Origin of the sequence: Streptomyces nogalater (assembly GCF_039532885.1) — a bacterium.
Taxonomy (GTDB): domain Bacteria; phylum Actinomycetota; class Actinomycetes; order Streptomycetales; family Streptomycetaceae; genus Streptomyces; species Streptomyces nogalater.
Window position 1 is genome coordinate 25,307 of the sequence record NZ_BAAASM010000033.1, and the last position, 6,000, is coordinate 31,306.

Genomic DNA, 6,000 nt, shown 5'->3' on the forward strand with positions numbered 1-6,000 from the left:
TTTCTTCGCACGCCATAGGCATCCGCACCGTACGCACCGGTCGCGGACTGCGTCCCCGTCGACCCCACCCGTCGCCCCTCGTACCCGGTCCCCCGGCCTTGGCAGGCCCCGGCCGCGGGCCGGTTTCCGGCCGGGCCGCCGAGGCTGGGCACACCGTAACGGCTGTGGGCCGCTTATGGGCCGGGAAGCGGAGGAACGGCATGATTCCGCCGGTCCGGTACCCGCCGCCCGCACGGTCCGGCGGGCGGGTGCCCGGCCGCACGGCGCGAACGAGCGCCCCCCCCGGCCACCCGGCCGCCGAAGCCCGGGAACTGGCCCGCCACCAGCGGTGATCTCCAAAGAACCGGCGCCGGACCGCGCTGTCGGCGGTGGCGATGACCGCCGTACACTCACCCGGGTGACCGTCACCGCAACCTCCGTGGACCAGCCGGACCAGCCGGACCGGCTGGAGCCGTGCCCGGCGTCCGCCGCGCGCCGTGGCCGATTGCCGCGCCTCGTCCCGGCCGTCGCCTCCGTGCTCTGCGGAGCGCTGCTCTACGTCAGCTTCCCGCCGCGGACCCTGTGGTGGCTGGCCCTGCCCGCGTTCGCCGGTTTCGCCTGGGTGCTGCGCGGCCGGAGCTGGAAGGCCGCGCTCGGCCTCGGCTACCTCTTCGGGCTCGGCTTCCTGCTGCCGCTGCTGGTGTGGACGAGTGTGGAGGTCGGTCCCCTGCCCTGGCTGGCCCTGGTGGCCGCCGAGGCGGTCTTCGTCGCCCTGGCCGGCGTCGGCATCGCCGCCGTCTCCAGGCTGCCCGCCTGGCCGGTGTGGGCCGCCGCCCTGTGGACGGCGGGCGAGGCGGCACGCGCGCGGGCGCCCTTCGGCGGGTTCCCCTGGGGCAAGATCGCCTTCGGCCAGGCGGACGGCGTCTTCCTGCCGCTCGCCGCGGTGGGCGGTACCCCCGTACTCGGTTTCGCCGTCGTCCTGTGCGGGTTCGGCCTGTACGAGGCCGGGCGGCTGCTCGCCGAGCGGCGGCGGACCCGGACCGTACGGCGTGCCGCCGCGGCCACCGCGCTGCTGAGTGTCGCCGTACCGGTGGCGGGCGCGGTCGCGGCCCGCGCGCTGGTGAGCGACGAGGCGGAGCACGGCACCGCCACCGTGGCGGTGATCCAGGGCAATGTGCCGCGCGCGGGGCTGGAGTTCAACGCCCAGCGGCGGGCCGTGCTCGACTACCACGCGCGCGAGACGCACAAGCTCGCCGCCGACGTCCGGGCGGGCAAGGCGGCCAAGCCCGACTTCGTCCTGTGGCCGGAGAACTCCTCCGACATCGACCCCTTCGCGAACCCCGACGCCGCCGCCGTCATCGAGCAGGCGGCCAAGGACATCGGCGTGCCCGTCTCCGTCGGCGGTGTCGTGGAGCGGGACGGCGAGCTGCTCAACGAGCAGATCCTCTGGGACCCGGTCAAGGGACCGACGCAGACCTACGACAAGCGGCAGATCCAGCCCTTCGGCGAGTTCCTCCCGCTGCGCTCGCTCGTCGGCGCGATCAACAAGAGCTGGACCGAGATGGCCCGCCAGGACTTCAGCCGGGGCACCGAGCCGGGCGTGTTCGGCATCGCCGGTACGAAGGTGGGCCTGGCCACCTGCTACGAGGCCGCGTTCGACTGGGCCGTGCGGGACACGGTGACGCACGGCGCGCAGATCATCTCCGTGCCGAGCAACAACGCCACCTTCGACCGCAGCGAGATGACCTACCAGCAGCTCGCCATGTCCCGTATCCGCGCCGTCGAGCACAGCCGCACCGTGACCGTGCCGGTCACCAGCGGGGTCAGCGCGGTGATCCTGCCCGACGGCCGGATCACCCAGAGGACCGGCATGTTCGTGCCCGCCTACCTGGTGCAGAAGGTGCCGCTGCGCACGTCCACGACCCCGGCCACCGAGCTGGGCATCCTCCCGGAGACGGCACTGGTGCTGGTCGCCGCAGGGGGGATCGGCTGGGCGATCGGCTCCGGCCGGCGGCCCCGCTGTCACGCTGACGGAGCGTGAGCGCGACACTGGTGTCACGGCCCCCTTGGAGACGTGTCACGCCGCCCTGAATATCGGCGTGTCCGTCCCTTTCCCGCCCCTCGAACCAGGGCCACACGCCGCACAGGCCTACTCAGAGAGTGGTTCCGTCGGGATTGATCGTGTGGAATCCGGTGTAGGGGACGAGGGCTGGAGGGATCTCGACGGAGCCGTCACTGCGTTGGTTCTGTTCGAGGAGGGCCACGACCGTCCTGCCGATGGGGAGTCCCGAGCCATTCAGTGTGGCTGTGTACTCTTTCTGGTTGCCTCGCTTGACTCGGATGCCGGCTCTGCGGGCCTGGAAGTCTCCGCAGTCAGACACGGAGGAGATCTCGCGGAAGCACTGCTGGCTCGGTAGCCAGACCTCAAGGTCGTAGGTGCGGCGGGCGGAGAATCCGAGGTCGCCTGCCCGCAGGTCTATCACTCTGTAGTGGAGGCCGAGGCGTTGGAGGCATTCTTCGGCGTGGCCAAGTAGCAGTTGGAGTTGTTCTTCCGCCTCCTCCAAAAGGCACAACCGTACGAGTTCCACCTTGGCGAACTGGTGGAGGCGGATCAATCCGCGTGTGTCCCGGCCGTAGGATCCGGCTTCTGAGCGGAAGCAGGCCGTATGGGCGGTGAGACTCAGTGGGAGGTCGTCTTCTGCCAGGGTCTCCCTGCTGTAGAGGTTGACAAGCGGTACCTCGGCTGTGGGGATCAGGTACAGGCTGCGGTCGGCGACCCTGGTGGCGAACAGGTCGTCAGCGAATTTGGGCAGCTGCCCTGTTCCGGTCATGGTTTCCGGGGTCACGAGGTAGGGGACGCTGTGCTCGATGTACTGGTGTTCTTTGGTGTGCAGGTCCAGTAGGAAGGAGGTCAGCGCGCGCTCAAGCATCGCGCCTGCGCCGCGGAACACCGCAAAGCGGGATCCGGACAGCTTGCTGGCCCGGGGCAGGTCGAGGAGGCCGGCGGACGTGGCGAGCTCGACATGGTCGCGTGGTTCGAAATCGAAGGTTGGCTGCCGTCCCCATCGCCGGATCTCGACCGGGGGGTCCTCAGGGCCGCCGTCGGGAGCATCGTCCGCGGGGATGTTGGGCACTGCCAGCAGGAAGCTGTTCAAGTCGCTGTCGGCGATGCGCTGTGCCTCGTCTGCTGGGTGTATCTGGCTCTTCAACTCTTTCGCGGCGTCGAGGTCGTTCTGGTTCCTGGCGCCGCGTTGCTCTGCCAGCTTGCGTGTGACCGAGTTGAGTCGTCCTCGCAGCGAGTCCTTGTGCGCGATGGCCTCCGCACGTTGCTGGACGAGCTTCCTCAGGGTGTCTGTGTCCAGGGCATAGCGGCGTCTCCTCAGCCGGTGTTGGGCCTGGGCACCCTGACGCAACAACTCGTGAGGGTCATGCACGATGTCTCCTTAACCGGCAAGGGCGCTTTCGAGCAATCTGGCCAGTTGGTCGGGTCCGATGTCGACGAGGTCCGGCCAGGTCGTGACTATGTGCTCGGGACCGCCGGCCTCGATCCACTTCTCGGCGACCAGTTTCTGGTGGTCGGTTCTGAGGTCAGGGCCGATGCCACCGCGCGGTATCGCGCGATACTGGGCGTAGGTCCTGCCGTCCGTCATACGCACGCTGACTCGCGCCGGTGTGGGTTTGACTGCCTCGATGAATTCGTCCAGGGGATCCCCGACGTTTCCCACTAGGTCGACGAGGTCCTGGCCACCGAAGCGGCGGAGCCAAGCGCAGGCGCGGTCGCCGGCCTGTCGTAGCGCCTCACCGAAGGGGGCGTCGCCGCGCATCAGGATGCGAGTCATGTCACGGTCGTGGACGAGCCGTACCTTCTCTGCCAGGGCCCACCGGCTGGTATCTCCGACCTCTGGCAGGGAGAAGTCGTGGATGGACAGCCGCCCTGTCAGAAGTGCCGTGGCCACTGGATAGGGAGTGGTCAAGACCAGCGCGCCGATCGGCGTTTCTGGGCCGGCGAGGTAAGGCTCCGCCTTCCGGGCCGCATACATCGTATACAGGGATCCCTCGACGAGGACTTCCTCGACGTCTTCCACGTCGAACGGGGGGATCTGGTTGTGGAGGTCGACGGCGCAGTCGATTGCTGCGTCGATTCCCGGGCCTCCCGGGTGAAGTTTGAAGGACAGGGTCTCGGTGTGCCAGCGCTGTCCCAGCCCGCGGGTCACGGCTTCTGGAAGGGGAACGTCGGCGAACTGATGGAGGAAGCCGTCCTCGTGTTCGAGAACGTCCGCTGCTCCGTGCAGCCCTCCGTGCGCCGCGTCACAGGCGTCCAGCCCCATGCGGACGCCCACCGGGACATGCAGCAGCCGGGCGTCCGTGGTAACGAATCCGCGCATCAGTGTCCAGGGAGGTGCACTCAGGGCAAGCGCCAGAGCATCCACCCATACGTCGGCAGGAGCACGCTCACAGGCGAGCCGGCCTGCGACCGCCCCCACCACGTGGGTATGGAGGGCGGTCTGGCCGCGGAATGGGCCAAGCGTTGCTGACGCAGTCACACGAGCTGCGCATTCGTCGGCGATGATCACCGCACGCAACAGCTCGCGTCCTGACAGGCCCAGATGATGCGCGTAGGCGATCGGCACTCCGACCGTCGATGGTCCCAGGTGTCCTGCGAACGCGGTGTCATCGAGGTTCAGCCATGCCCCGGCGGCGGACAGGACGCGGGCCGACTGTGCCACGTCGTCCTGCCAGGGCCGGCCCAGTGCCGTCACGAGCCGCTTACCGTCCTCTTGGCCGAGGCCGGAGCGGATGGCGGCCAGCTGGGACAGGATGTGGCTGGCAGCGAAGCCTTGTACGCGGTCAGGTACTTCGCTGAGTTCGAGGGAGCTTGCCCATTCGGCGAGCAATGCCAACTGACCGTGACCGCGTTCGCCGACCGCAGGCGCTGTGTCCACTTTTCCTCACCCGCCCTGGTGCTGATCACGCGCGATGACCGGCACTGCACCGGGCAGTACCTTGATGGTGATGCTGTGACGGTTACTCGTCACGACTTCCCCGTCGGTCTCGAACTGCAAGGGGCTTCCATCGATGCGTTCCAGCGTTATCTCGGCGCCTTGGGCGTAGGTGACGCCCGGGTGTCCCAGGTGCTCGCCGGTTCGCATGAGGTCCAGCGCTGTCCGGGTCGGCAACGACGCGTCGAGCACGCAGACGTCCAGGAGGGCGTCGTCGGGTAGTGAGCGAGGCAAGATGTTGTAGACGCCGGCGCGGTGACGCCCGCCGCCCACGTTCACGAGCGTGGTGGCACCCGAGTGGACGACCCTCCCGTCGACCAGCACCCGGCCCATGTACGGCTTGTAGTTCTTCAGCGTCCTTGAGATGGCTTCCTGATAACGGTCACGTCCGGGTATCGGGATGGAACGGGATTCAGCAGTGGCGGCTGCGAATAGGCCAGTACTGGCGCCGAGCACGATAAGCCGTTCGGGAGAGCTGATCCGAGCGAGGTCCAGCTTCCGCACTGCTGCTGCACCGCCGGTAAGCGCTGAATGAAGAGCCGTCTCCCAGGGAATGTCATCCCATAGGGAGCGATAATTGGAGTTACCCGTCCCACCCGGCATGACGATCAGCGGTGGGCGGTGCCGGCTGCGGCGAATCCCGTCCATGACCTCACGCAGAGTCCCGTCTCCGCCTACGGAGACGAGTACGTCAGGAAGATCGGCACCGGGAACCTCTTGATTGAGCAGAGATGCAAGGAAATCGGTTGCATGACCTTTGTGCTTCGTCCAGAAAACATCAACATGTTCACATAGGTCAGCACACAATGATTCCATTGACGCAATTCGAGCATCTGTCGTGGAACCGGCAGCGGGGTTCGCAATGATGGTTACACGACGATATCGACCGCACGGAAGATCATTGATGGTCATGAAGACACCGCGATCCACAAAGAGAGATGGATAACGTCCATATGCGCGGAGAGGGCAGGATTCGAACCTGCGTGGGCCGGAGCCCGGCCGGGCTGGACGCCCGGTCCCC

The 6,000-nt window shown here is 67.6% G+C and carries 4 protein-coding genes; 1 reads left to right on the top strand and 3 read right to left on the bottom strand.

Annotation, left to right across the window (positions count from 1 at the left end):
* Positions 1–397: 397 nt before the first annotated feature.
* Positions 398–2,020: an apolipoprotein N-acyltransferase gene (gene lnt / locus ABD350_RS22780; RefSeq protein ID WP_344350105.1), complete on the top strand. Its 1,623-nt coding sequence runs from the start codon at positions 398–400 to the stop codon at positions 2,018–2,020.
* A gap of 112 nt (positions 2,021–2,132) precedes the next feature.
* On the opposite strand, the gene serS is transcribed toward lnt, so the two are convergent.
* The 3 genes from serS to ABD350_RS22795 are packed head-to-tail and all read right to left on the bottom strand — an operon-like array spanning position 2,133 to position 5,891.
* The gene (serS, locus tag ABD350_RS22785) at positions 2,133–3,413 is read right to left on the bottom strand and encodes a serine--tRNA ligase (protein WP_344350106.1); all 1,281 of its coding nucleotides are present in this window, start codon (positions 3,411–3,413) and stop codon (positions 2,133–2,135) included.
* Positions 3,414–3,422: 9 nt separating this feature from the next.
* A complete protein-coding gene (locus ABD350_RS22790; protein ID WP_344350107.1) occupies positions 3,423–4,922 on the bottom strand; it encodes an MmgE/PrpD family protein in 1,500 nt (499 codons plus the stop codon).
* A gap of 6 nt (positions 4,923–4,928) precedes the next feature.
* On the bottom strand, positions 4,929–5,891 hold the full coding sequence (locus ABD350_RS22795) for a diacylglycerol/lipid kinase family protein (RefSeq protein ID WP_344350108.1): 963 nt from the start codon (positions 5,889–5,891) through the stop codon (positions 4,929–4,931).
* Between the last annotated feature and the right edge of the window lie 109 nt (positions 5,892–6,000).

Coding starts and splice junctions, on each gene's coding strand:
- ABD350_RS22795 (WP_344350108.1), bottom strand. CDS start 5,891: ATGACCATCAATGATCTTCCGTGCGGTCGATATCGTCGTGTAACCATC.